The organism is Actinoallomurus iriomotensis (assembly GCF_030269445.1).
Classification (GTDB): Bacteria; Actinomycetota; Actinomycetes; order Streptosporangiales; family Streptosporangiaceae; genus Actinoallomurus; species Actinoallomurus iriomotensis.
This window is the reverse complement of record NZ_BSTJ01000001.1, coordinates 857,278-879,353: the sequence shown is the minus strand read 5'-3', so window position 1 is coordinate 879,353 and position 22,076 is coordinate 857,278. Positions and strand designations below refer to the sequence as shown.

The 22,076-nt window shown below is 70.5% G+C and carries 21 protein-coding genes; 16 read left to right on the top strand and 5 right to left on the bottom strand.

Annotated elements, in window-relative coordinates:
• Window positions 1-71 precede the first annotated feature (71 nt).
• The 14 genes from ispG to QSK37_RS04095 all read left to right on the top strand — a co-directional run bounded on the left by ispG (window position 72) and on the right by QSK37_RS04095 (window position 16,855).
• Window positions 72-1,229, top strand: coding sequence for a flavodoxin-dependent (E)-4-hydroxy-3-methylbut-2-enyl-diphosphate synthase (gene ispG, locus QSK37_RS04160; protein WP_285580951.1), 1,158 nt, complete (start codon window positions 72-74; stop codon window positions 1,227-1,229).
• A 188-nt stretch (window positions 1,230-1,417) separates the two neighbouring features.
• Entirely contained in the window at window positions 1,418-2,980 is a 1,563-nt protein-coding gene (locus QSK37_RS04155) for an alpha/beta hydrolase (RefSeq protein WP_285617625.1), read from the top strand.
• A gap of 184 nt (window positions 2,981-3,164) precedes the next feature.
• Window positions 3,165-4,766, top strand: a complete 1,602-nt coding sequence (locus tag QSK37_RS04150) for an alpha/beta hydrolase (protein ID WP_285617624.1) — start codon at window positions 3,165-3,167, stop codon at window positions 4,764-4,766.
• 231 nt (window positions 4,767-4,997) lie between these two features.
• Window positions 4,998-5,840: a GNAT family N-acetyltransferase gene (locus tag QSK37_RS04145; RefSeq protein ID WP_285581014.1), complete on the top strand. Its 843-nt coding sequence runs from the start codon at window positions 4,998-5,000 to the stop codon at window positions 5,838-5,840.
• Window positions 5,841-5,925: 85 nt separating this feature from the next.
• The gene (locus QSK37_RS04140) at window positions 5,926-9,651 is read left to right on the top strand and encodes an RHS repeat-associated core domain-containing protein (protein WP_285617623.1); all 3,726 of its coding nucleotides are present in this window, start codon (window positions 5,926-5,928) and stop codon (window positions 9,649-9,651) included.
• 37 nt (window positions 9,652-9,688) lie between these two features.
• The gene (locus QSK37_RS04135) at window positions 9,689-10,006 is read left to right on the top strand and encodes a hypothetical protein (RefSeq protein WP_285617621.1); all 318 of its coding nucleotides are present in this window, start codon (window positions 9,689-9,691) and stop codon (window positions 10,004-10,006) included.
• Window positions 10,007-10,152: 146 nt separating this feature from the next.
• A complete protein-coding gene (locus QSK37_RS04130; protein WP_285617619.1) occupies window positions 10,153-11,967 on the top strand; it encodes a sigma-54-dependent Fis family transcriptional regulator in 1,815 nt (604 codons plus the stop codon).
• A gap of 119 nt (window positions 11,968-12,086) precedes the next feature.
• Complete coding sequence (locus QSK37_RS04125) at window positions 12,087-12,467, top strand: response regulator (RefSeq protein WP_285617617.1); 381 nt, start codon at window positions 12,087-12,089, stop codon at window positions 12,465-12,467.
• Between the two features lie 31 nt (window positions 12,468-12,498).
• Window positions 12,499-13,119 (top strand): pentapeptide repeat-containing protein, encoded by a 621-nt coding sequence (locus QSK37_RS04120; protein ID WP_285617615.1) that lies wholly within the window; start codon window positions 12,499-12,501, stop codon window positions 13,117-13,119.
• Window positions 13,116-13,631 carry a GNAT family N-acetyltransferase gene (locus tag QSK37_RS04115; RefSeq protein WP_285617614.1) on the top strand — a complete coding sequence of 172 codons (516 nt, stop codon included), beginning with the start codon at window positions 13,116-13,118 and terminating at the stop codon, window positions 13,629-13,631. Before QSK37_RS04120 ends, QSK37_RS04115 begins: the two co-directional genes overlap by 4 nt.
• A 74-nt stretch (window positions 13,632-13,705) precedes the next feature.
• On the top strand, window positions 13,706-14,527 hold the full coding sequence (locus QSK37_RS04110; RefSeq protein ID WP_285617613.1) for an enoyl-CoA hydratase/isomerase family protein: 822 nt from the start codon (window positions 13,706-13,708) through the stop codon (window positions 14,525-14,527).
• Window positions 14,528-14,720: 193 nt separating this feature from the next.
• Complete coding sequence (locus tag QSK37_RS04105) at window positions 14,721-15,329, top strand: ATP-dependent Clp protease proteolytic subunit (RefSeq protein ID WP_285618877.1); 609 nt, start codon at window positions 14,721-14,723, stop codon at window positions 15,327-15,329.
• Complete coding sequence (locus tag QSK37_RS04100) at window positions 15,326-15,961, top strand: ATP-dependent Clp protease proteolytic subunit (RefSeq protein WP_285617612.1); 636 nt, start codon at window positions 15,326-15,328, stop codon at window positions 15,959-15,961. The genes QSK37_RS04105 and QSK37_RS04100 overlap by 4 nt, the downstream gene beginning before the upstream one ends.
• Before the next feature lie 303 nt (window positions 15,962-16,264).
• Window positions 16,265-16,855: a hypothetical protein gene (locus tag QSK37_RS04095; protein WP_285617611.1), complete on the top strand. Its 591-nt coding sequence runs from the start codon at window positions 16,265-16,267 to the stop codon at window positions 16,853-16,855.
• A 67-nt stretch (window positions 16,856-16,922) separates the two neighbouring features.
• Here the strand turns inward: QSK37_RS04095 and QSK37_RS04090 are convergent, their stop codons facing one another.
• Window positions 16,923-17,387, bottom strand: a complete 465-nt coding sequence (locus QSK37_RS04090; protein ID WP_285617610.1) for an Lrp/AsnC family transcriptional regulator — start codon at window positions 17,385-17,387, stop codon at window positions 16,923-16,925.
• Window positions 17,321-17,782: an Lrp/AsnC family transcriptional regulator gene (locus QSK37_RS04085; protein ID WP_285617608.1), complete on the bottom strand. Its 462-nt coding sequence runs from the start codon at window positions 17,780-17,782 to the stop codon at window positions 17,321-17,323. Before QSK37_RS04085 ends, QSK37_RS04090 begins: the two co-directional genes overlap by 67 nt.
• Window positions 17,783-17,852: 70 nt before the next feature.
• Here QSK37_RS04085 and QSK37_RS04080 point away from each other — a divergent pair, with 70 nt between their 5' ends.
• On the top strand, window positions 17,853-18,974 hold the full coding sequence (locus tag QSK37_RS04080) for an epoxide hydrolase family protein (protein ID WP_285617606.1): 1,122 nt from the start codon (window positions 17,853-17,855) through the stop codon (window positions 18,972-18,974).
• A 111-nt stretch (window positions 18,975-19,085) separates the two neighbouring features.
• Entirely contained in the window at window positions 19,086-20,447 is a 1,362-nt protein-coding gene (locus QSK37_RS04075; protein WP_285617605.1) for an IS4 family transposase, read from the top strand.
• 35 nt (window positions 20,448-20,482) lie between these two features.
• On the opposite strand, the gene QSK37_RS04070 is transcribed toward QSK37_RS04075, so the two are convergent.
• From QSK37_RS04070 to QSK37_RS04060, 3 genes are read right to left on the bottom strand one after another with little or no spacing between them, the layout of a single operon-like run.
• A complete protein-coding gene (locus QSK37_RS04070) occupies window positions 20,483-20,755 on the bottom strand; it encodes a hypothetical protein (protein WP_285617604.1) in 273 nt (90 codons plus the stop codon).
• A gap of 12 nt (window positions 20,756-20,767) precedes the next feature.
• Entirely contained in the window at window positions 20,768-21,142 is a 375-nt protein-coding gene (locus tag QSK37_RS04065) for a DUF3037 domain-containing protein (RefSeq protein ID WP_285617603.1), read from the bottom strand.
• On the bottom strand, window positions 21,139-21,963 hold the full coding sequence (locus tag QSK37_RS04060) for a HipA family kinase (RefSeq protein WP_432705522.1): 825 nt from the start codon (window positions 21,961-21,963) through the stop codon (window positions 21,139-21,141). The genes QSK37_RS04065 and QSK37_RS04060 overlap by 4 nt, the downstream gene beginning before the upstream one ends.
• Window positions 21,964-22,076: the final 113 nt, after the last annotated feature.

Here is a 22,076-nt window from a genome sequence, read left to right as displayed (position 1 = left end):
CATGTGACAGTGCCAACTCGAAGGGAGGGCGCGGCAGCCCCCGGAGCACACGGCTCCGTGCCGCGTTATCGATGAGCGTCGATCTCGGGATTCCGCAGGCGAGGCCCAAGCCGATCGCCCCGCGCCGCAAGTCGCGGCAGATCATGGTGGGCTCGGTTCCGGTGGGCGGTGACAGTCCGGTGTCGGTGCAGTCGATGACGACCACCCTGACCTCGGATGTCAACGCCACTCTTCAACAGATCGCCGAGCTGACGGCGTCGGGTTGTCAGATCGTACGGGTGGCGGTGCCGTCGCAGGACGACGCCGACGCGCTGCCGGCGATCGCCCGCAAGTCGCAGATCCCGGTGATCGCCGACATTCACTTCCAGCCCAAGTACGTCTTCGCCGCGATCGACGCGGGATGCGCGGCGGTGCGGGTGAACCCGGGCAACATCAAGAAGTTCGACGACAAGGTCGGCGAGATCGCCCGCGCGGCCAAGGACGCCGGCATCCCGATCCGCATCGGCGTTAACGCCGGGTCGCTGGACAAGCGCCTGCTGGAGAAGTACGGCAAGGCGACCCCGGAGGCGCTGGTCGAGTCCGCGCTGTGGGAGTGCTCGCTGTTCGAGGAGCACGACTTCCGCGACATCAAGATCTCGGTCAAGCACAACGACCCGGTCGTGATGATCAACGCCTACCGGCAGCTCGCCGCCCAGTGCGACTACCCGCTCCACCTCGGCGTCACCGAGGCCGGGCCGGCGTTCCAGGGCACGATCAAGTCCTCGGTGGCGTTCGGCGCGCTGCTGGCCGAGGGCATCGGCGACACGATCCGAGTCTCGCTGTCGGCGCCGCCGGTCGAGGAGGTCAAGGTCGGCCTGGCGATCCTGGAGTCCCTGGGCCTGCGGGAGCGCGGCCTGGAGATCGTCTCCTGCCCCTCCTGCGGGCGCGCCCAGGTCGACGTCTACTCCCTGGCCGACCAGGTCACCGCCGCGCTGCAGGACTTCCCGGTCCCGCTGCGGGTCGCCGTCATGGGCTGTGTCGTCAACGGCCCCGGCGAGGCGCGCGAGGCCGACCTCGGCGTCGCCTCCGGCAACGGCAAGGGCCAGATCTTCGTCAAGGGCCAGGTCATCAAGACCGTGCCCGAGTCCGCCATCGTCGAGACCCTCATCGAGGAGGCCGTGCGCATCGCCGACGAGATGGGCGTCGACGTCACCGGCGAGGGCCCCGGAGCCGCCGTCACCGTCTCCTGAGCGTGGTTGACGGCTCCGCGCCCGCCTGACCACTAGGCTTTCCCGAGCCCCCGGCCGAACGGCCGGGGGCTTTGTCGTGGCTGGCCACTGTTGGCCTGCCCCTTCCCGGCCGTACGGCGTCGTCACGAAAATCGTGCGTTACCGCATGAACCGGGGTTCATCGCCGAACCCCGCGCGAAAGGGGTTACGTGAAAAAGCTTGCCATCACGGCGGCCGCCGCCGGAGCCGGTCTGGTCGCGTTGGCGCTGGCGCCGACCGCCGCCCAGGCCCGCCCCGCCCAGCCGACCGCGAGCCTGAGCTGGTCGGCGTGTACCGATCCGGGCCTGAGCGGTCTGGAGTGCAGCAGCCTCCAGGTGCCGCTCGACCACTCCAAGCCGCACGGCCGGCAGATCACCCTGGCGCTGTCCCGCTACAAGCACACGGGCACGACCGGCTACCAGGGGTCCCTGCTGGTGAACCCGGGCGGACCGGGCGGCACCGGCCGTGACTTCGCGCTTCGCGTGGCGAACGGTCTGCCGGCCGGTCTCAAGGCCACCTACGACGTCATCGGGTTCGACCCGCGCGGCGTCGGCGGGAGCAGCCCGTCGCTGAGCTGCGACCCGAACTACTTCCAGCCGGTACGGCCCGACTACGTGCCGACCACCAAGGCGCTGGAGACGACCTGGCTGAAGAAGGCGGCCGGGTACGCCAAGGCCTGCGGGAGCAAGTACGGCTCGCTGCTCCAGCACATGAAGACGACGGACGCCGTCCAGGACATGGACGACATCCGCGCGGCGCTGGGCCAGAAGCAGATCAACTACTACGGCGCGTCCTACGGCACGTACCTCGGCTCGGTGTACGCGACGATGTACCCGTCGCACGTCCGCCGCATGGTGCTGGACAGCAACGTCAAGCCGAGTGACGTCTGGTACGACGCCAACCTCGAGCAGGACAAGGCGTTCGAGGGCAACATCAACGCGCTGTTCGCGTGGGCGGCCAAGTACGACTCGGTGTACCACCTGGGCACGACCCAGCAGGCGGTGCGGAAGGTCTTCTTCGACACGCGCGAGAAGCTGATCAAGTCGCCGGCCGGCGGTGTCGTGGGCGGCGCCGAGTTCATCGACACCTACCTGGTCGCCGGGTACATCGACCTGGGCGCGTACTGGCCGTACCTGACCAACGCCCTGGCCCAGTACAAGGCCGGCAACAGCCAGCCGCTGGTGGACGCCTTCAACCTCCTGGGCGCGACCACCGACGACAACGGCTACGTGGTCTACAACGCCGTGCAGTGCAGCGACGTGAAGTGGCCGAAGAACTGGAACACCTGGCGCAAGGACAACTGGAAGCTCTACGACCAGGGCTACCAGTTCGAGACCTGGTCCAACGCCTGGTACAACGCGCCGTGCCTGACCTGGCCCGCCAAGCCCGGCAAGCCGGTCGACGTGGGGCACGCCAAGGGCGTTCCGCCGGTGCTGCTCTTCCAGGCGACCAATGACGCCGCGACGCCGTTCCCCGGCGGCGTGGAGATGAACAAGCGGCTCAAGGGGTCGCGCCTGGTGATCGAGGACGGCGGCCGTACGCACGGCGTCGTCGAGCGGGGCAACACCTGCATCGACTCCAAGTTCGCCGCCTTCCTCACCGACGGCACCCTGCCGGCGAACCAGACGCACTGCCCGCGTCTGCCCGAGCCGGTTCCGCCGTCCTCGGCGTCGTCGGCCACCGCCAAGGCGGCCGTCGCGCAGCAGTTCCCGCAGGCGCTCGCCCGCCCGTAGGAGCGACGGAGAAGACCCCCGGCGGCGCGCCGGGGGTCTTCCCATGCCTCGGCGTTCCCACCAGGCAATTACGATCCCGCAACAGTTAAAACGCCCCCTTTTCGCCAAATGGCACAGACGAAACAATCTGCGCATTCAGCTCAGCGCGGTTCGTCGTCGGACGCCGCGCGCGTAGGGGGTTTCGTTGAAGAGACTTGCTGTCATCACGGCCGCGGCGGGCCTGAGTATCGCCGCGTCGGCCGTGGCCGTGTCCGCGTCGGCCGAGGGGACGGCGGCGCCCTCCGCGATCGCCTGGGCCAAGTGCGCCGGCGGCGACCCTTATCTGGCCAATGCGGAATGCGCCCAGATCCAGGTGCCGCTGGACTACGGCCACCCGAACGGGAAGAAGATCTCCGTCGCGATCTCGCGGGTCAAGCACACCGATGACGCGCACTACAAGGGCGTGCTGATCGGCAACCCCGGCGGCCCGGGCGGCAGCGGCCTGTACCTGTCCGGCGGCCTCGCGAGCTGGTTCAGCGGCGTCGGCCACGACGAGATCCCGGCCGACTACGACATCATCGGGTTCGACCCGCGTGGTGTGGGGGCCAGCCGGCCGGCGCTGACCTGCGACCCGCACTACTCCGACCCCGTGCGCCCCGACTACGTCCCGCACTCGGCGGCGGACGAGGCGGTCTGGCTCAAGAAGTCCAAGGCGTACGCGCAGGCCTGCGCCAAGCAGTTCGGCTGGCTCCTGCCGCACCTGCGCACCACCGACGCGGCGCGCGACATCGACGCCATCCGCTCCGCGCTGGGCCAGAAGCAGATCAGCTACTACGGCTTCTCCTACGGCACCTACCTCGGCGCGACGTACGGCACGCTGTTCCCGCAGCGCGTCCGGCACATGATCCTCGACGGCAACGTCGACGACCGCGGCGTCTGGTACGACGCGCAGCTCGAGCAGGACAAGGCGTTCGAGCGGAACATCAAGTTCTTCTTCGGCTGGGTCGCCAAGTACGACTCGGTCTACCACCTCGGCACCACCGAGGCGAAGGTGGAGCAGGCGTACTACGCCATCCGCGCCAAGGCCGCCAAGCAGGCCATCGGCGGGAAGGTCGGCCCCGACGAGCTGGACGACACCTTCCTCAACGCCGGATACAGCACCGGCTGGTACGAGCCGACCGCCGACGTGTTCTCCGCGTACGTGACGAAGGGCGACGCCTCGGCGATCACCGACTTCTACGAGAACTACGTCTTCTCCTCCGACGACAACGGCTTCGCGATGTACAACGCCGTGCAGGCCGCCGACGCGCGGTGGCCGCGTAACTGGAGCAAGTGGCACAACGACGCGGCGAAGCTCTACAAGCAGGGCTACCACTACAACACCTGGGGCAACGTCTGGTTCAACGCCCCGGTCGCCTTCTGGCCCTTCCAGGGCGGCCCCAAGCTGAAGATCAAGGCCAAGGGCATGACCCCGGCGCTCCTCGTCCAGTCGACGCTGGACGCCGCGACGCCGTACCCGGGCGGCGAGGAGATGCACAAGCTCCTGCCCTCCCGCCTCGTGGCCGAGATCGGCGGCAAGACCCACGCCAACACCCTGAACGGGAACGCCTGCCTCGACGACAAGGTCGCGGCGTACCTGGCCACGGACGCGCTGCCGAAGGACAAGCCGGGCAACGGACCGGACACGACCTGCCAGGCGCTGCCGGACCCGGTTCCCTCCGGCGCCGCGGCCAAGGCGTCGGCCAAGAGCTCGGCGGGATCCGTCACGCCGCGGGTGCCCACCCGTCCGCTGATCGGCCGTCCCTGACGTCCGGCCGAGACCAATGGCACCCCCGGCCGCCGGCCGGGGGTGCCGCTTGTCGGAAGTGCCGTAGATCTCCGAGGATCTCCGGTGGTGAGACGACTGTCGCACCTTGGGAGAGATCTTCGGGCGATACTGCCGTACCCTTGACACCGTGAGCGGAGCGGATCTGTCGGCAGGGCGGCGATCCGGCCCGCATTGCTCCGAGCGAGCAGCTGAGGAGATCTCGTGAGCCCGGTGCTCCGGACCTCGCCGGTCCGCCTGCTGGATGACCGCCACCTCGACGAGGCGCTCGCGATCCTCGACGCCGACCCGGTCTCCAACGTCTTCGTCAGCTCCCGCGTCCACGTCGCCGGGTTGGACCACCGCCGGCTGGGCGCCCAGATGTGGGGCTGTCTCCACGACGGCCGGCTGACCTCCCTCTGCTACTCCGGCGCCAACCTCGTGCCGGTCGCCGCCGACGAACAGGCGATCCGCCACTTCGCGGACCGGGCGCGCTCGCAGGGACGGCGGTGCTCCTCGATCGTCGGCCCGGTCGGGCCGGTGACCCAGCTCTGGAACGCCCTGCGCCCCTCCTGGGGCGCGCCGCGCGCCATCCGCGCCACCCAGCCGGTCATGTCGACCACGTCGCCGCCGCCGGTCGCCCCCGACACCAGGGTGCGGCGGGTCACGATGAAGGACTTCGACACCCTCTATCCCGCGTGCGTCGCCATGTTCACCGAAGAGGTCGGGATCTCGCCGCAGACCGGCGACGGGGGAGTGCTCTACCGCGCGCGGGTGGCCGAACTCATCCGCTCGGGCCGGGCGTTCGCCCGCATCGAGGGCGGACGCGTGGTGTTCAAGGCCGAGATCGGCGCGGTCACCCCCCACGCGTGCCAGGTGCAGGGCGTGTGGGTCAACCCCGAGCTGCGCGGCCGCCGCCACGCGGTGCACGGCATGGCGGCCGTCGTGGACGAGGCGCTGCGCTCCATCGCGCCCGCGGTCTCGCTGTACGTCAACGACTTCAACACCCCGGCGCGCGCGACCTACCGCCGTGTCGGGTTCCGGGACGTCAACACCTTCATGTCGGTGATGTTCTAGGCGAGGCGCCGGCGCCGGGGAACCGCCGTCGGCGGTCGCGCGTCGGAGCGAATGACGTCGCCCGTGGAACGGATGGGAAACCAGGTTGGGGATCGGATCGAAGGCCGGTGTCGCCGCCGAACGCCTCGGGCTCTTCCGTGCGCTCGGCAGCCTGCTCCGCTCACCGGCGACCCACGCGATCGGCGACGCGGCCCGGACGAGTTCGGCTGCGCTGCGCACGACGCTCCGCTCGACCACTGAGGCGCTGGGCCGCGGCAAGGAGTTCGCCAAACGCGTCCTGACGCGTGACCCGATCGACGTCGCGAGCGGCGAAGTGGTGCTCCGGCAGGTCGACGTCGAGCTCGAAGCCGTGCTCCCGATGGTGATCGAGCGCACGCACCTGTCGTCCTGGACCCAGGGCCGGCTCTTCGGCCCCTCGTGGGCCTCCACTCTCGACCAGCACCTGGAGATCGACGACGACGGTGTCTGCCTGGCGGGGGAGGACGGCATGGTGCTGGCCTACCCCGAGCCGCCGCCCGGCCAGAGCGTGCCGCCCGAGAACGGCCCGCCGCGTCTGCTGGCCCGCACCGCCGAGGGCGGCTACACCGTGTCCGAACGGGGGACGGGCCGCACCTGGCACTTCGCGCCGTTCGGCGAGGCCGGGCGCACGATGCCGCTGCGGGCGATCACCGACCGGAACGGCAACCGCATCGACCTCGCCTACGACGAGGCGGGGATCCTCCGCGAGCTGCGACACTCGGGCGGCTACACCATCGGCGTGCGGGTGGAGAACGGCCGCGTCCGGAGCCTGTGCCTGCGGAGCGGGGAGCCCGCCGGCGACATCGAGCTGGTCCGCTACGGGTACGACGAGGTGGGGCGGCTGACCGACGTCGTCGACTCCTCCGGCGAGCCGTTGCGGTTCTCCTACGACACGCTGGGACGGCTGACGGGATGGACCGACCGTAACGGCCACTGGTACCGCTACGAGTACGACGAGCAAGGCCGCGCGGTGCGGGGCACCGGATCCGGCGGGTTCCTGGACGCCACCCTCACGTACGACGTCTCGGCGCGCGTCACGACCGTCACCGACTCACTCGGCCACACCACCGCCTACCACCTGAACGAGATCGGCCAGGTGGTCGCCGAGGTCGATCCTCTCGGACGCGAGACGCGGCGTGAGTGGGATCTCCACGACCGGCTGCTGGCCGAGACCGACCCGCTCGGCAACACCACGCGTTACCACTACGACACGGCCGGAGACCTGACCGCGGTCCAACGACCCGATGGTCACCAGGCCCGCGCGACCTACAACGACCTGGGCCTGCCCGTCGAGGTGACCCAGGCCGACGGCGGTGTCTGGCGCTACGGCTACGACGAGCGGGGCAATCTGACACACCGCGCCGATCCGCTCGGTGCCGTCACCCGGTACACCCACGACGAGCGCGGCGTGGTCACATCCGTCATCGACGCCACCGGTGGCGTCCAGCGGCTCCGGTCGAACGCCGCCGGACTCCCCGTCGAGGTGACCGACCCCGACGGTGCCACCAGCCGGTACGAGCGTGACGCCTTCGGCCGGGTGGTGACCGCCGTCGACCCGCTGGGCGGTAGCACCAGGCTCCGCTGGACCGTGGAGGGACGGCTCACCGAGCGGGTATTCCCCGACGGCACCGTGGAGCGCTGGACCTACGACGCCGAGGGCAATGAGGTCGAGTACGCCGACGCCTCCGGGCAGGTGACGCGGACCGAGTACACCAACTTCGACGTACCGACCGCGCGCACGACACCCGGGAACGGCCGCCTGGAGTTCACCCTCGACACCGAACTGCGCCTGGTCGCGGTGACCAACCCGTCGGGTCTGATCTGGCGGTACGAGTACAACGCGGCCGGCGAGCTGGTAGGCGAGACCGACTTCAACGGCCGGACACTCGGCTACGTCCACGACGCGGCCGGCCGGCTGACCGAGCGGGTCAACGGCGCCGGCCAGGTCACCCGCTATACCCGAGACCGGCTCGGCGACGTCGTCCGGCAGTACGACGACCAGGAGACGGTGTTCACCCGTGATCTCGCCGGCCGGGTCATCCGTGCCGTCAACGCGGACGCCGACGTGCGCATCGATCGTGACGCGATCGGCCGGATCACCGCGGAGACCTGCAACGGCCGCGTGCTGTCCAACGTGTACGACGCGCTGGGACGCCGTGTGGGGCGGCGCACCCCCAGCGGCGCCGAGTCCGTCTGGAACTACGACGCCATGGGCCGGCCGCTCGCGTTGCGCGCCGACGGGCAGACGGTGCGGTTCAAGTACGACCTGGCCGGCCGTGAGGTCCGCCGGTACATCGGTGACGGCGCGATCCTCGACCAGCGCTGGGACGCGGGACACCGGCTCATCGCCCAGACGCTGTGGGGGGCGCCGGTGCGGGACCGCCGGGTCACGACGGGCCCCGCGCCTTCCGCGCCCGGTGCGGCGCGGCTCCTGCAACACCGCGCGTACCGGTACCGGCCGGACGGCCACGTCATCGGCATCGCCGACCAGATCTCGGGGGAGCGGCGGTTCGAGCTGGATCCGGGCGGCCGTGTCACCTCCGCGGCCCACGCCCGGGGCTGGACCGAGCGCTACGCCTACGACCAGGCCGGGAACGTCACGTTCGCGGCCTGGCCGGAGTCCTCGGCCGCCGACGCGCCCGCCGATGCCGGAGAACGCGAGATCCACGGCACCCTGGCGCGCCGCACGGGCACCACACACCACGAGTACGACGACCAGGGCCGCGTCGTGGCCCGGCGCCGGCGCACGCTCTCGGGACAGGTGCGGGTCACCCGGTTCACCTGGAGTGCCGACGACCGGCTGGTCGCCGTCACCGTGCCGGACGGCTCGACGTGGCGGTACCGCTACGACCCCTTCGGCCGGCGGATCGCCAAGCAGCGGGTGTCGGGCCGGGGCGGCGAAGAGACGGTCGAGGAGCAGATCGACTTCACCTGGGACGAGTGGGTGCTGGCCGAGCGGACCCACACCGTGCGGGGCGGGGACGGTGCCACGACCACGTGGAACCACGGGCCAGGGACGTTCCGGCCGCTGACGCAGACCGACCGCACGCTCGCACCGTCGCAGGAGTGGGTCGACCGGCGGTTTCAGGCGATCATCAGCGATCTCACCGGCAGCGCCACCGAGTTGGTGGACGCGGCGGGCCACGTCACCTGGCACCGGAGCCGCACCGTCTGGGGAGTATCGCTGCCCTCGACCGGCGCCGAAGACGCCTGCCCGCTGCGTTTTCCCGGCCAGTATCACGACGCTGAGACCGGCCTCGACTACAACTACCACCGGTACTACGACCCGGCCACCGGCCGGTACCAGTCGCCCGATCCGCTCGGCCTGACACCGCAGCCGAACCCGCACGCCTACACCCGTAACCCGATCACGCTGATCGACCCGCTGGGCCTGTCGCCGTATCCCGCGGAACAGAACCTGGTGCCCAACGTCGGAAACGGTGATTCGCCAGGTCTTGCGACATTGCATTACCACGGCAAAGATAATCACTTCAGTATTGAGGTTACAGACGGCACTTCGGTCTCCCACACGCATTTGATGCCTCATGATGGTGTGGCGATTGTGGGCCCGTATGACGGCCCTCAGGGCATCATGAGTCATACCTTCGATCTGCCCAACGCCAAGGGTGCTCTTGAGTTCCAGCGAGACACACAAGGCGATTGGGGAACGTATCAGGAACTGGGCAATAGCTGCCTGACCTACTGTACGTCCGTGCTTCGAGCCGGTGGGGTCGACGCGCCTGCGGGGAAGCGTGCCATACCGTGGGCGAGGAAGCTGATGTCCGGCGGGTAAGGATCGGTTCCCGCCTCCTAGGTATGAAAGTGTAGAAATGGCCATAAGGAATTCAGAGGCTCTTGACGTACTGATCCGGGTCGCCGCCGACTCCAGGGTTTCCTGGCGGGCTGTCGAGCTTGCGGGACGAGGTATCTCGGCCGATGCCGCGGGAACCATCTGGGTGATGGACTCGGGAAAGAAGTCGCTGAGCGGAGACGCGTTCGCCGACCTGCTGATGGCTCAGGTGGAATTGGTGGATGAACTCGCCGACACTTGGCGGCTGTTCGACAAGCAGGATATCTCGCTCAAGGAATTCGAGGTGCGGCTCGAAAGCATCGTGGTCAGGTTCGAAGAGTGGGGTCCCCGGTCTTAGCGCCGACCACCTCGTCGCGGGCCGGCGGGCTCGCCGCACCGGCCGGCCTGACACCGTACGGCCTGGGTGTTTCAGCGTCTCCGTGCCGTCCCTAGAATCGGTGGGGAAGGGAAGGAACCGCCGGCGGGCTTGGGGGAGGCCGCTGAGTGGTCGACAGCAGTGGAGACACCGCCCGCCGGGTCGCGCGGGCGCGTGAGCGGTTCCTGGCATCCGGGGACGCGCCGCAGACGCCCCTGCGTGCGGGGATCATGGAGTCCTGGCGCCGTTCGCTGCTCTTCGGCATCGACTGCGAACGCCTTGAGGCCCCCTATTTCGGCGACCTCGACACCGATGGCCGCCTCATGTACGCCGCGCGCCCGGTCCTGGACCGCCTGGAGGAGATGCTCGCCGACGCCGCGATGGGCGTGCTGCTCACCGACGCCCACGGCCGCGTACTGGACCGGCGGGTGCGGGACCGCTCCCTGGTCCGCCAGCTCGACGAGATCCTGCTCGCCCCGGGCTTCAGCTACGCCGAAGAGCACGTCGGAACCAACGGCATCGGCACCGCGATCGAGACGCGCGGTGCCTCCTGCGTGTTCGGCAACGAGCACTTCATCGAGCCGCTCCAGCGGATGGCGTGCGCCGGCGCGCCCGTCCGCGACCGCCTCACCGGGCGGCTGGCCGGGTTGCTCGACATCACGGCCTGGAACGCGGACGCCGGCCCGCTCATGATGGCCGTGGCCCAGAACGCCGCCCAGGAGATCGCCCAGCGGATGGCCGAGGCGGGGTCGGAGGGCGAGCGGGCGATGCTGGAGGAGTTCCTGGCCGTCCGGGCGCGCGGCAACCAGCCGATCGTGTCGGTCGGGGAGAACCTGACCATGGTGAACCGGCCGGCGGCCGACCTGCTCGACCAGGCGGACTACGCGATCATCCAGGACAAGGCGGCCGAGCTGTCGACGCCGGGCCGGGAGACCGTCGGCCAGGTCACGCTGTCGCGAGGCGAACCGGCCTCTCTCCGGTGCCGTACCGTGCGGACCCACGCCGGGACGGCGGGCGCCGTGCTGGAGATCACCATGGTGGAGGACCGGCCGTCGTACCGGGTGCCGGACCGGCCCTCCGAGCTGGGCCTGGCGGGCGGTTCGGTGGCGTTCCGCCGGGTCTGCGCCGAGTTGCAGGAGCGGTGCCGGGCGCGTACCTGGACGATCGTGGAAGGTGAGCCAGGAGTGGGCAAGCTGACCGTGGTGGCGGCCGTGCACCGCCACTGCGGCCCCGAGGGCACGTTCTCGGTGATCGAGCCGGAGGACGTGGACGAGGACCCGGCCGCCTGCCTGGACCGTACGGCCGCGGCCGCGCGTGTCCCCGGCTCCACCGTGGTGCTGCGCCACCCGGAGCGGTACACCCCCGCCGCGCTCGCGGCGATCGTGACCTGGATGGACTCCTGGCCGGAATCGACGGCCGCCTCCGCGGACCGGCCCTGGGTGGTCGCCACCCTGCCGGTGGGCACCGAGCTCGCCGACGAGCTCCCGCACCGGCTCCCGGTCACCCTGACCGTGCCGGCGCTGCGTCACCGGATCGAGGACGTACGGGAACTCGTACCCGCGTTGCTGCGCGGCTTCGCCGCAGGCCGGGCGGTGTCGTGCGGCCCGGCGGCCATGCGGGTCCTGCTGCGGTCGGCCTGGCCGGGCAACGTGGCCGAGCTCGCGGACGTGCTGCGGCAGGTGCTGACCCGCCGGCGCACCGGGCAGATCGAGCCCGCGGACCTGCCGGCGTCCTGCCACGCGCGGAGCCGGCGCGTCCTGACCCCGTGGGAGACCTCCGAGCGCGACGCGATCGTCGAGGCGCTCCTGAAGACCGGCGGCGACCGGGCCGCGGCGGCCGACCTGCTCGGGATCTCCCGCGCCACCATCTACCGAAAGATCAACCTTTACGGCGTCTCGGTCGGGCCCCGCCCGGCCGGGGGACGGCGCGCCATCTCAAGATGAGACACCTCCCGGCGGGGGATGTGGGCTTATCTGGAGTCATGGTCGAGACGACGACTCAGAGCGTCTGCTCCTCTTCGGCTCGGCGGTTTCACCGACGAACCACCGTTCCCGGCAGGACCATGACCATCAGCTGCCTGATCGTGGATGACAACGATCGTTTTCTCAATGCCGCCGGCGCGCTGCTCGAACGCGACGGCATCACTGTCGTCGCGGTCGCCACGAACTCCGCGGAGGCGCTGCGGCGGGCCGGGGAGCTCCGGCCGGACGTCCTCCTCGTCGACGTCGAACTGGGCCACGAGAGCGGCCTGGACCTCACCCGCCGGCTCATGGCCGCCGCGTCCGTCCCTCAGGCGCGGGTGATCCTCATGTCGGCGCACTCCGAGGACGACTTCGGCGGCCTGATCGACGCCAGTCCCGCTCTGGGGTTCCTCGCCAAGGCCAGACTGTCCGGAGGCGCGATCCGCCGGCTCCTCGGCGACGGACACCGGGTCCCGGGATGAGCGAACCCCCGCGGTGCGCGATGCTCGGGGCATGACAGATCGCAGACGCGGGCGGGCCGAGCCCGAGACCGACACGACCGTACGGTCGGAGGACTGGGACGGGCGAGACCTGACGGGTGAGCGCCACGAGCGGGTGGCGTTCATCGACGTCGACCTGACCGAGACCGTCACCCAGGGCACGGTCTTCACCGACTGCGTGTTCCGCGGCGTCCGGTTCAACGCGTCGGCGCACACCAACACGGCGTTCACCAACTGCGCGTTCACCCGGTGCGCGTTCTTCGACGCGACCTTCACCGGCTGCAAGCTCGTCGGCAGCGCCTTCGACACCTGCACGTACGGGCTGCTGAAGGTCTCCGGAGGCGACTGGTCCTTCGCCGAGCTGGCCCGGGCCGACCTCGGCGGCGCCTCCTTCGAGGACGTGCGGATGCGGGAGGCCGACCTGACCGGCGCGCGGCTCGGCGGTGCCACGCTGCGGAACGTCGACCTGTCCGGGGCCTCGCTCCACCGTGCCGATCTGACCGGTTGCGACCTGCGGGGCAGCGACCTGTCCGCGCTCGATCCGCTCTCGGTCGAGCTGAAGGACGCGGTGATCGACCTGACGCAGGCCGTCATGATCGCGACGGCGCTCGGCCTGGAGGTGCGGTCGGAATGAGCACCGTGCCGCCGGCCGGCCCGCGGGTGCGCCGGGCAGAGGTGACCGACGCCGCCGCCCTCGCGCGGATGCGCGAGCTGATGCTGCGGGAGATGGACAAGGCAGACGTCGAGGACACGGCGTGGCTCGCCGTCGCGGAGGAGTGGTACGCGCGACGGCTCCTGGACCGGCGGGGCTTCGCCGCCTTCGTCATGGACGATCCCGAGCTCGGAGTCGTCAGCAGCGCGGTCGGCGCCTGTGTCGAGCGCGCGCCGGAGCCGGGCAACCTCACCGGGCTGCGGGGCCATGTCTCCAACATCAGCACCGATCCCCGCCGGCGCGGGCGTGGGCACGCTCGCGCCTGCCTGAACGCGCTGCTCGCCTGGTTCCGTGACGAGACCGGCGCCCACATGCTCGATCTGAACGCCACCGAGCACGGCATGGGGCTGTATCTGTCGGCCGGATTCGCCGCGCCGCGCTACCCCGCGCTCCAGCTCTGGGTCGAGCGGCCCGTTCTCGATCACGGGATCTAAGAGACTTTTCGGGGAACCCTTCTCAAGAAGGGCATGGGTTCCCGCCGGGTGTGCGCCCGGCGGGGATCGAGGGCGTGGACGTACGGGCGGGTGATCTGGTGCCGGAGCCGAAGAAGGTCGGGCTGCTCTACCGGGATCTCGGCATCGCCGACATCTCGGTCGGCGACGGGAGACGCGGCAACGCGCTGTCGAGCGACGACTGGCGTGAGCTGGCGCAGATCTTCCACCGCCTGGCCGAGGACGACCAGGTGCGCGCGGTGGTCGTCCGCGGCCAGGGCGGGACGTTCAGCGCCGGCTCGGACATGCGCGAGTGGGTCCAGGCGGACCGGATGGACGTCGCGGAGAGCTTCGCCGCGATGGAGGCGGCCTTCACCGCGATCGAGGATCTGCCGGTGCCCGTGGTCGCCGAGGTCGAGGGCGTGGCGGCGGGTGCGGGATGCCAGCTCGCGCTGGCCTGCGACCTGCGGGTGCTGGCCGACACGGCACGGATCGGGATGCCGATCGCCCGGCTCGGCATCCTCGTCAGCCCGCTGTTCGCGGCCCGGCTGAGCGTGCTGGCCGGTCCGGGGGTCGCGCGGGACCTGCTCTACACCGGGCGCCTCGTGTCGGCCGAGGAGGCGGTGCGTCTCGGCCTGGCCACCCGGAGCGTGCCCGCCGCGGACCTGGGGGCCACGACGCGCCGGCTCGTGCTCTCGGTGGTCCGCCATCCGCCGTCGGCGATCCGCGCGGCCAAGCACGCGGTGGACGTGGCGCTCGCGCCGGCCCGCGCGGCGGCACGGGCGCAGGCCGAGGGGCCGCCGGTCGCCTACGACGACTTCCAGCGGGGGATCATGACGTTCCTCTCGCGGAGCCCCGCGCCCGGCCCCGACCGGCACGGTGATTCATCGGACGGCTGAATTCGCCGACCGCATAATGTGCCCACAGTGAAATTCATTGACCGGATGAGATTTCGCGGATAAGTGCGCGATAAACGCTCCGCCCGTGGCGAACGACCTTTTTATTAATGCTGAACCGCGATTAGTGTCGTTGGCGCCGAACACGCGACAACGAACGGGTGGCATTGTGACGTCACAGACCCTGTCCCGGCCGCTGAACGACGCGAGCGCCGTCGAGCCGCCGCTCGTCTCCACCGGAGAGCAGCTCCACCACCGCCTGCTGCGGAAGCGCATCGTCTTCCTCGGGCAGGAGGTGGACGACGAGATCGCCAACCGCATCTGCTCCGAACTGCTGCTCCTGTCCGCCGAGGACCCGCGCGGCGACATCCACCTCTACATCAACTCGCCCGGCGGCTCGGTCACCGCCGGCATGGCGATCTACGGGATGATGCAGTACGTCCCCAACGACATCGCCACCGTCGCGATGGGGTTCGCCGCGTCGATGGGCCAGTTCCTGCTCTGCGCGGGAACGCCGGGCAAGCGATACGCCCTGCCGTACACCCAGGTGGTCATGCACCAGCCCCACGGCGGCGTCGGCGGCACGGCCACCGACGTGAAGATCATGGCCGAGCAGATGCGGCACACCAAGCGCACTCTCGCCGAGCGCATCGCCTTCCACACCGGCCGGCCGCTGGAGCAGATCGAACGCGACTCCGACCGCGACCGCTGGTTCACCGCCGAGGAGGCGCGCGAGTACGGCATCATCGACCACGTCGTGCCGGCCGCCCGCCGGGTCGACGGGCCCCTGGCGAGAACGTCATGACCGCGCGACTGGCCGCGGCCGCACGCCACGTGTTGCCGTCCTACGCCGAACGCACGCCGTACGGGCACAAGGAGACGAATCCCTACGACAAACTGTTCGAGGAACGCATTGTCTTTCTCGGCACCACGATCGACGATGCCGCGGCCAATGACGTGATCGCACAGTTGTTCACCCTGGAGTTCATGGATCCCGACCGGGATATCAGCGTCTATATCAATTCACCCGGCGGGTCGCACACGGCGATGACCGCGATCTACGACACGATGCAGTTCGTCCGGTGCCGGATCCAGACCGTGTGCGTCGGGCAGGCGGCGGGCCCGGCCGCGGTGCTCCTCGCCGCCGGCGCGCCGGGCCGGCGCGCGGCGCTGCCCCACGCGCGGATCCTGCTGCACCAGCCCGCCACGGAGGGCACCCGCGGGCAGGCCAGCGACATCGAGATCCAGGCCGAGGAGATCCTGCGCGTCCGGGCGCAGATCGAAACGCTCCTGGCCCGGCACACGGGCCAGGACGCCGACCGGGTGGGCCGCGACATCGAGCGCGACCGGTTCCTCACCCCGGAGCGGGCCCGGACGTACGGCATCGTCGACGAGGTCATCGCGAGCCGCAAACGCAGCCGGTACGTCCTGACATAGCCGGACCGGGACTCGGTCATGATGATCTCCGCAGGGCTCCGTCCCCGCAGGCCGGGGCGGAGCGAGGGTCCGCACGAATGACCGGGGAGCCAAGCCGGGCTGCGGCGTGCCGGGCGACGGCAGACCGGCGAGAAGCCGCAGGAACCGGGGCTTGCCGGAGTCGTCGGAGCCTGGCACCGCGATCCGCTCGCCGTACCAGACCTCCAGGCGGCGATCCTGACCTGCCTGTCCGGCCCGGCCGAGCGGCGGGCGTTCCGTCGTTGCGGGGGCCGGGCCGGTGAAGATCCCCTAGCCTCGACCGGCATGAGTCCCGACCTGTCCGCCGGCGGCGATCCGGCCGTGCACGCCACGGCCATGAGGGCGCCGGTCCGGCTGCTCGCCGCCACGGCGGCCGCCGCCGGCCTGCTGCTCGCCTCCACCACGGTGCTGATGTGGGCGACCGGCGTGGTCTGGCACGTCGAGCAGCAGCCGTCGGACCCGTCCGCCGACGTGTTCGTGGCCGTCGAGACGTCCGGGACCGGCCTCTGGGACGGTCCGAACGCCGGGAGCGCGCTCCTGCTGGTGACCGTCGCCCTCGCCACCGCGGCGCTCGCCGGCACGGGCGCCCTGCGGCGACGGCCTCGCCTGGTCCGGCTGTCGAGCGCGCCGGCCGCGGTCGCCTTCGCGGCCACGTGGGCCCTGATCGTCGGCACCTACGTCTGGGGAGGCTCTCGCCTCCGGAGCGACGTCGGCGGCCATCACATCCGGATCGTGCTACGACCGCGCCCGCGCGTCGAAGCCGCCTGGCCCGCCGCCCTCTGCCTCTCGGCCGTGGCCCTGGCGGCCGCGATCGGCGCCTGGTGGATCATGCGCCGGCGATACCGTGCCCTGCCGAGCGGTCGTCCGCCGGGCTAGTCGCAAGGCCGTGTAGTTAAGCGGTTGTAGCGATGTCAAGGGTCTGTCGGTGTCAGGATCTCGACGCTCACGGTGGCTTTGTAGCTGGTCCGGTCGATTGTGGCCTGACCGGCGCCCGCCAGGCGCTGCTCGCGGGGTTGGTCGCGCCGGAGCAGCGGACACGTACCCGGGCGGTGATCCAGGCCGCGGGCCGGACCCGCATCCACAGCCGCGCCTCCACCGGCAGCCCGAGCGTCGCGGACGGGATGTCCACCATGTACGTGAGGATCCCGTTGCGGCGCAGGTGGTCCATCCGCCGTTTGACCGTCGAGTCCGACCAGCCGGTGATCGTCGCCAGCTCCGCGTACCCCATCCGCCCGTCCCGGGCCAACGCCTCCAGCAGTGTTTCGTCGCCGGTGTCCAGCTCGATCGGGCCGTTGTCGGCGACCGGCGGGTCCGGCCGCAGGGCGGCGGCCTGGTTGTCGCTCAGCCAGTGCAGCCCGACCCAGTCGGTGGGTGAGGTGAACGCGCGCAGCAGCGAATGCGCCGACACCGACGTGACGCGTCGGGTGCGGGGAGTTTGGCCAGCAGCAGACTGTCCCGCTCACCGGTGGATCGGGCCTGGGTGTTGCAGGAGATCTCCGTCCCGCCGGACAGCAGGTACACCCACGACGTGTCCGGGCGTTCGGCCAGGGCCGCCGCGACCGCGCCGGCCGCGACCGGCGTGCAGCGCAGCCGGATCGTCCACGGCGTGTAGCCCAGTCGGGCGCCGTTGACCGCGCCGACCACGCGCAGCATCCCCGCTGATCTGAGCCGCTGGTACCGCCGGGCGACCGTGTTCTCCGAGACCCCGATGACCGCCGCGATCGTCCGCAGGGGCGCGCGGCCGTCGATCTGCAGTGCGTGCACCAAGCCCCGGTCGACGTCATCGAGCGCGACGGTATCCACCAGCGGTGACTAACTACTGACGGTATCCGGCGCAGGATTATCACGTTGATCACGAACCTAGGATCGTCGTATGACGATTGTTCCGTTCCGTATCGACATCCCCGACGCTGACCTGGCCGACCTGCACGACCGGATCGGCCGAACCCGGTGGCCCGACCAACTCGACGGAGTGGGCACCGCCTACGGCGTGCCGCTGGACCGCGTCCAGAAGCTCGCCGAGTACTGGCGGACCGGCTACGACTGGCGTGCGCACGAAGCGCGTCTCAACGCGTTGCCGCAGTTCACCACGGAGATCGACGGCCAGAGCATCTACTTCATCCACGTTCGTTCCCCGGAACCGAACGCGTTGCCGCTGCTGCTGATCCACGGCTGGCCCGGTTCGGTCCTGGAGTTCCTGGACTGCGTCGGCCCGCTCACCGACCCGCGTGCGCACGGCGGCGACCCGGCGGACGCGTTCGACGTGGTCATCCCCGCCATCCCAGGGTTCGGGTTCTCCGGCCCCACCAAGGACACCGGCTGGGACGTCCGACGCGTCGCCGCCGCCTTCGCCGTGCTGATGCGGCGCCTGGGCTACGACCGGTACGGCGCGCAGGGCGGCGACTGGGGTTCGATCATCTCCCGCGCCCTGGCCAACCAGGACCCGGAGCACGTGGTGGGCGTGCACGTGAACTTCCTCGTGGCACCACCGCCCAAGGACATCGACGTCCCGCTCAGCGACACCGACCAGGCGCGGGTGGACGCGATGCGCACGTACATGGCCCAGCCGGCGGGGTACTTCCGCCAGCAGGCCACCCGCCCACAGACCCTCGCCTACGGACTGACCGACTCACCGGTCGGGCAGCTGGCGTGGATCGCGGAGAAGTTCGCCGAGTGGACGGACCCGACCAGCACGGTCAGCGACGACCTGTTGCTGACCAACGTGATGCTGTACTGGCTGACCGGCACCGCGAACTCGTCCGCACGGATCTACTACGAGTCGTTGGCCGTGCGAGGCGCGCCGATGACGTTCGACCCACCCCTCGGGGTGGCGGTGTTCCCGCACGAGCTGGTGCCCGCCGTGCGGGGCCTGGTCGAGCGGCAGCACCGGGTGACGCGGTGGTCGGAGTTCGACCGGGGCGGCCACTTCGCCGCACTGGAGGTTCCGGACCTGCTCGTCCCGGACGTCCAGGCGTTCTTCCGCGACCACCGCTAGCCTCAAGGCCGTGAAGTTTGGTGGTGCGCGGTGATGTCCAGCCCGGTGAAATAGGCAACGGAGTTCCTGCTAGAACGGTGTCGACCAAGATCACCAGAAGCAGAAACTCCGTTGGATACCAAGTCTGTCATCACCCGCACCATCGCCGTGGCCGGGGGTCGATACGCCCCTGGCCACCTCGGTGAACTCACCCAGCACCTGTCCTTCGAGATGGTCGATGAGGCCCTGACCGCGACCAAGACCACCCAGTCCCGCCTGCGGGATCTGCCCTCCCGGGTCGTGGTTTACCTGGTATTGGCCGCCTGCCTGTTCCCCGAGGTCGGTTACCTGGGGGTATGGCGCAAACTCACTGCCGGGTTGACCGGCCTGGCCTGCGCCACTCCCAGCGCTGGCGGGCTGGGCCAAGCACGCCACCGTGTCGGGGCAGCACCGCTGCGGTGGTTGTTCGACCTGCTCCGTGGGCCAGCGGCCATCCTCGGGCAACACGGAACGTGGTGGCGCGGGCTGCTGGTCTGCGCGATCGACGGCACCACCCTGACCATTCCCGACAACCCCAGGCTGCTGGCCCGGTTCACCAAGCAACGCGGCAACCACGGTGGCACCGGCTACCCCCAGATCCGACTGGTCGCGCTGCTGGCCTGCGGCACCCGCACGCTGCTCGACGCAGTCTTCGGCCCGACCACGAGCGGGGAAACCACCTACACGCCTCGCCTGCTACGCAGCCTGCGGGCGGGCATGATCCTGCTGGCCGACCGCAACTTCGGCGCCGCCAAGCTCCTGGCCCAGATCGCCGCCACCAGCGCGGATCTGCTGGTACGCCTGAAAAACGGCCGCACCATGCCCGTCCTGGCCCGCTACCCCGACGGCTCCTACCTCTCGATCCTGAGCGGCCTGCGGGTACGCGTCATCGAGTGCGAGATCACCATCGCCACCAGCGCCGGCCGCCGCACCGGCCTCTACCGGCTGACCACCACCCTGCTCGACCCACACGCCTACCCCGCCGCCGAGTTGATCCGGCTCTACCACGAACGGTGGGAGATCGAGACCGCCTACCTGGAGCTGAAATCCTCCATCCTGGGCGGTCGAGTGCTGCGAGCCCGGACACCAGTCGGGGTCGAGCAGGAGGTCTACGCCCTGCTGGTGATCTACCAACTGCTGCGCACCGCCATCACTGACGCGGTGATCACCCGGCCCGGGACAGATCCGGACCGGGCCAGCTTCACCATCGCCTGGCACACCGCCCGCGACCAACTCGTCCAAGCCTCAGGCGTCATCGCCGACACGGCCATCGATCTGGTGGGCACCATCGGCCGCCACGTCCTGGCCAACCTGATGCCCGCGCGGCGGTTGCGGGTCTGTCCCCGGATCGTCAAACGCGCCATCTCCAAATACCAGGCCAGAGGCTCGAACATCGACCGGACCAGCTACAAAGCCACCGTGAGCGTCGAGATCCTGACACCGACAGACCCTTGACATCGCTACAACCGCTTAACTACACGGCCTTGGGGCTAGTCGTCGTCCGCCGATGGCAGTCCGCACTCGCCGATCTCGTCGAGCAGCCGCTCGCGGGCGGCGGCCAGGCGGGCGCCGTAGCCGGGTATGAAGATCTCCGTCAGCGATCCGTCCAGCGTCCCGGCGATCCGGTGAATCGGTGACCAGACCGCCCGATCCTGGTTCACCAGGCCGTCGAACTCCGCGGTGCCGATCACGCGGTCGAGCCAGTCGGAGAGCAGGAGTGCCTGATCACGCGTGAGTTCGATCGTCAGGTCGTCGTCGGTCATCGCGGGCGTGCGTCAGCGGACCAGGGCGTCCAGGAGGCGGTCCAGTTCGGCGGCGGGGTCGCCGGTCAGGCCGGCGTGGACCGGGCCGGTCTGGACGATGGTGCTCCGCGGCGCGGTCAGCCAGCGGAACCGGCTGCCGAGCGGCTCGTCGCCGGCCTGGCCGGCGTGCGGGCCGCCGCCGCAGGTGCACTCGACCGCGGTCAGCGCGGCGCGTACGCCGTCCAGGTCCAGGTCGGGGTCGAGCGCGCGGAGCCGGGTGGCGTCGATGTGCACGCGGCAGCCGAGGAAGTCGCGGGCCTGGCAGTAGACGATCACGCCGACGTTCATGCTCTCGCCGCGCTCGACCCGGGGGACCACGCGGAGCGCGGCGTACTCGAAGACGTTCATGAGCGCAGCCACCCCCGACGTGCCGTGCCCCGTGGGGCCGGTGGGCGCGGGGGCTGGACGGGTCCGACCTCGGGCAGCCACACCGAGGGGTCGGCGGCGCGGGCGCGCAGATGCGTCACGTAGGCCGCCGCGACGTCGGCGGGGGAGGCGAAACCCGGCTCGTCCTCCAGCCATTCGACCGGCACCAGGTCCACCACCGCACGCAGCAGGTCGTCGGTGATCCGCGGGGCGAGCTCGCGGCCGGCCGAACCGAGTGCCTCGTCGTCGACGAACGTGGTGAGGACGTGGTCGCTCGCGTCGTACGGCTTGGCGGTGAGCCGGTCCGCGCTCGCCCACGCGTGGTGGAAGTACAGGCTCGCCCCATGGTCGATGAGCCAGACGTCGCCGTGCCAGACGAGGAGGTTCGGGTTGCGCCAGCTGCGGTCGACGTTGCCGATGAACGCGTCGAACCACAGCACCGAGGCGGCGAAGCCGGGGTCGGGGGACCAGGCGAGCGGGTCGAAGCCGAGCGAGCCGGGCAGGTAGTCGATGCCGAGGTTGCGGCCCGGGCTCGCCTTGAGCAGGTCCTGCACGTCCGGGTCGGGCTCGTGCCGCCCGATCACCGGGTCGAGGTCGACGGTGACGATGTCGGGGATCCGCAGGCCGAGCCGCCGTGCGAGCTCGCCGGCGATGACCTCGGCGATCAGGGCCTTGCGGCCCTGGCCGGCGCCGTGGAACTTCACGACGTACGTGCCGAGGTCGTCGGCCTCCACGATCGCGGGCAGCGACCCGCCCTCGCGCAGCGGCGTCACGTAGCGGATGGCGGTGACGTTGGACAGCACGGGCATACGGTATCGAGGTGTGGCGGCATGCGAGCACGAACGTGCGCGCATGCCGCCCCCGACGCCACGGACCCAGGCGGGCAGGCCCCGGAGCCGCCCGCCCGGGGCCAGTG